This window comes from Steroidobacter sp. (genome assembly GCF_016790065.1).
Classification (GTDB): Bacteria; Pseudomonadota; Gammaproteobacteria; order Steroidobacterales; family Steroidobacteraceae; genus Steroidobacter.
The window spans coordinates 1-3,417 of sequence record NZ_JAEUPY010000644.1; the positions used below are offsets into that span (position 1 = coordinate 1).

At 62.1% G+C, this 3,417-nt stretch carries 4 protein-coding genes; 2 read left to right on the forward strand and 2 right to left on the reverse strand.

What is annotated here, in order from left to right; translation table 11 throughout:
- Positions 1–2,203: S9 family peptidase (locus tag JNL55_RS26625; protein ID WP_293861653.1), on the forward strand; the 2,203-nt coding region annotated here is incomplete at its 5' end.
- On the opposite strand, the gene mutT is transcribed toward JNL55_RS26625, so the two are convergent.
- Positions 2,200–2,592 (reverse strand): 8-oxo-dGTP diphosphatase MutT, encoded by a 393-nt coding sequence (gene mutT, locus JNL55_RS26630; RefSeq protein ID WP_293861656.1) that lies wholly within the window; start codon positions 2,590–2,592, stop codon positions 2,200–2,202. The genes JNL55_RS26625 and mutT overlap by 4 nt on opposite strands.
- Positions 2,593–2,733: 141 nt before the next feature.
- Here mutT and JNL55_RS26635 point away from each other — a divergent pair, with 141 nt between their 5' ends.
- A complete protein-coding gene (locus tag JNL55_RS26635) occupies positions 2,734–3,150 on the forward strand; it encodes a YybH family protein (protein WP_293861659.1) in 417 nt (138 codons plus the stop codon).
- Between the two features lie 63 nt (positions 3,151–3,213).
- Here the strand turns inward: JNL55_RS26635 and JNL55_RS26640 are convergent.
- Positions 3,214–3,417: SEC-C metal-binding domain-containing protein (locus JNL55_RS26640; protein ID WP_293861662.1), on the reverse strand; the 204-nt coding region annotated here is incomplete at its 5' end.

Here is a 3,417-nt window from a genome sequence, read left to right on the forward strand (position 1 = left end):
GTTCGCGGATCCCGATCTCGCTGGCCCCAGGCTGCTAGAAGCCAAGTTTTCGCCCGACTGCCGCTACGTTACATATCTACAATGCAAGGCCGATAACAAGGATCAGCTGGATCTGTGGGCCTTCGACACGCGCAGCGGCACGGCGCGCCTGCTGGTCGATTCGCGCAAGCTGGTCGGCGATGACGAGAAACTTTCCGCCGAAGAAGAAGCGCGTCGCGAACGCCAACGCACCGCTTCATTGCGCGGCATCGTCGAATATGAATTCTCCAGCGACGGCAAACGCCTGCTACTGCCGCTGGGCGGTGACCTGTACTTGTACGATCTGGAAGCCAAGTCCGAGCCGGTGACGCGCCTCACTCACAGCGCCTCGTACGAAACCGATGCCAAGATTTCGCCAGCCGGCCGCCATGTCAGTTTCATTCGCGATCAGAATTTGTTCGTGATCGATTTGCGCACGCGCCAGGAACGCGCCATCACCACCGACGGCGCCGGCCTCGTGCAAAACGGTGTCGCCGAATTCGCGGCGCAGGAAGAAATGGGGCGAGACACCGGCTACTGGTGGTCGCCCGACGATTCGCACATCGCGTTCACTCGCATCGACGATGCGCCGGTGCAGGAAGTTGAGCGTTTCGAAATCAATGCGGACGGCGCACGCATGTTTCGTCAGCGCTATCCCGCCGCCGGCACCGCCAACACCAAAGTTGAGTTGAAGGTCGTGGCGCTCGCGACTGGCAAGGTTACCGATCTCGACCTCGCGTTGGGCGATGGCTACCTGGCCCGCGTCAAATGGTTTCCCGACTCGAAATCGCTCGGCATCCAGCGCCAGACTCGCGATCAGAAAAAACTGGAGCTGGTGAAAATCGAGGTCGCGAATGGCGCGGCGCGCGTGCTGCTCACCGAAACCAGCCCGCACTGGGTGGAGCTGAACGACGACTTCAAGTTCCTGGACGCCAAGCAACAGTTTGTCTGGGCCTCGCGTCGTAGCGGCTACAAACATCTATATCTATACGATTCGAACGGCACCCTGCTGCGCCCGCTGACAGCCGGCGATTGGATGGTGGTCGGCGATGGCTCGGAGAACGGGCTCGTCGGCATCGACGAATCCAACGGCCGCGTCTATTTCCTGGGCAGCAAGGACTCGCCGCTGGAACGGCATTTGTACTGGGCACCGTTGGATGCCAAGGAACCCGGCAAGGTCACTCGCGTGTCGCGCGAAGCCGGCTGGCACGATGTGAAGTTGTTGCCGGGCGGGCGCGGCTATCTCGATGTGTATTCGTCGCCGGAGCAGCCGCCGTCGGCCAGCCTGCGCAAGCTCGATGGCTCGTTACAGCACTGGCTGCTGCGGAATCCGCTGGACGCCACGCATCCCTATCATCCGTATGTTGCCAATCAGGTCGCCGAGGAATTCGGCTCGGTGCAGGCGAGCGATGGGCAGCAGCTTTACTATCGTTTGCTCAAGCCTGCGAATCTGCAGCCCGGCAAGCAGTATCCGGCGGTCATCGATGTTTACGGTGGGCCGCATTTCCAATACGTGCGCAAAGATTGGATGGGCGGCGCGCGGGCGACACAAGGTTTGTTCCGGCAAGTGCTGGCGCAGAACGGCTTCGTCGTGCTCACTCTCGACAATCGTGGCTCGGGCTTTCGCGGCAACGCCTTCGAGAGCGTCATCTCTGGACGCACCGGCAAAGCGGAGATCGAGGATCAGTTGCGTGGCGTCGATTATTTGAAGTCGCTGCCGTTCGTCGCGAGCGATCGCATCGGCATCATGGGCTGGAGCTATGGCGGTTACATGTCGCTCATGGCATTGACCACGACCAAGGCTTTTCGCGCCGGCGTCGCGGGTGCGCCGGTGACGGACTGGGCGCTCTACGACACCCACTACACCGAACGTTATCTCGGCACGCCACAGACCAATGCCGACGGTTATCGGGCCAGCGCGGTGATTCCGTATGCCGACTCGTTGCACGGCTCGCTATTGCTGGTCCATGGCCTGGCCGACGACAACGTGCTGTTCACTCACAGCACCAAGCTGATGCAGACGCTGCAGGCGTTGAACAAGCCGTTCGATGTGATGACCTACCCTGGCGGCAAGCACGGCCTGGTGCGCATGCCCGGCCAGGGGCAGCACTACTACGAAATGGTGTTGAGGTTCTTCGAGCGCGAGCTCGGCGCCGCTGCTACTGGGACTTCGCCCAGAAGCTAACGCGCTCGCGCCGCGCGCAGCGCCGGGATCATCGGCAGGTCGGCTTCGAGAAGCCCGGTCGCTTCCAACTCGTCGATGGCCACCCATTGCAGCGGCTGTCCTTCCAACGAGCTCGGCTCGCCGCTGTAGCGCAGGACCAGCCATAGATCGAGCAGCACTGTGCGATGGCTGTATGCGTGCTCGTAAGCGATGAGCTGGGTCGCTTCGTGGGTTTCAACGCCCAACTCTTCGCGCAGCTCGCGCTTCAAGCCGTCGATGGGCAGCTCGTTGGGCTCCACCTTGCCGCCGGGGAATTCCCAGCCGCCCGCCATGTGCTTGCCCGGCGGCCGTTGTGCAATCAAAACCCGGCCCTGTTCATCGAACAGCGCACCGGCGACGACATGAATCATGGTTGGGTCACTTACAGCCGACTGCGAACGTCCACTATAGCGGGACGGCCCGCTGTCAGGTCCCATGCTATCCCATTCGCCCGCGGAACCCGAGCCGCGAGGCTGTGCTTTAGTGATGTTTGACCGAACCTGGAGAGCACGATGGCCGAACAGTCCTTCGAAGAGTTCTTGCAACATCGTCGTCGCGTGGCCACGGCCTTCGTCAACGGCGATCCCAAGCCGTTACGGGAGATCTCGGCGAGCACCGATCCGGCGACCTTTTTCGGCCCGGGCGGCGGCTTGGAGCATGGCAACGCGCAAGTAGTCGCCGGTAACGAGAAAGCGGCCCGGCAGTTTCAGAAAGGTGGTAGCACCGAGCTGGAATTGCTACATAGCGGCTCGGATGGCGACCTCGGCTACTGGACCGGCTTTCAACACGCCAGTCTGAACCTGGAAGGTCACGTGGCGCCGACGCCGATGAAGCTGCGTGTGACCGAAGTGTTTCGTCGCGAAAAAGGCCAGTGGAAGCTCATGCATCGCCACGCCGACCCGCTGGCCGACGTCAAACCCGCCAACTGATGCTCGAGCATCGGCACATCTCGGGTGCCTGAGATGTGCCGCTGCCTCGAACCGGCGAGAGTCTTAGCCCTGGCCTGCCAACGCCCCGTGGCAATGTTTGAATTTCTTGCCTGAGCCGCACGGGCAAGGCTCGTTGCGGCCGACTTTCTTGGTCTCGCGAACGAACTGAGCGACCGGCTCTTCACCCGCCGCGAACTGCGTGGGTGCCTCGCCGGGAGGCAACGACGGAGCGGTGATCTGCTCGGGCGCGGCATGCTGGAACTGCAT

Excerpts from the sequence above, each read along its gene's own strand:
- mutT (WP_293861656.1), bottom strand. The coding sequence starts at position 2,592 with ATGATTCATGTCGTCGCCGGTGCGCTGTTCGATGAACAGGGCCGGGTT.
- JNL55_RS26635 (WP_293861659.1), top strand. The coding sequence starts at position 2,734 with ATGGCCGAACAGTCCTTCGAAGAGTTCTTGCAACATCGTCGTCGCGTG.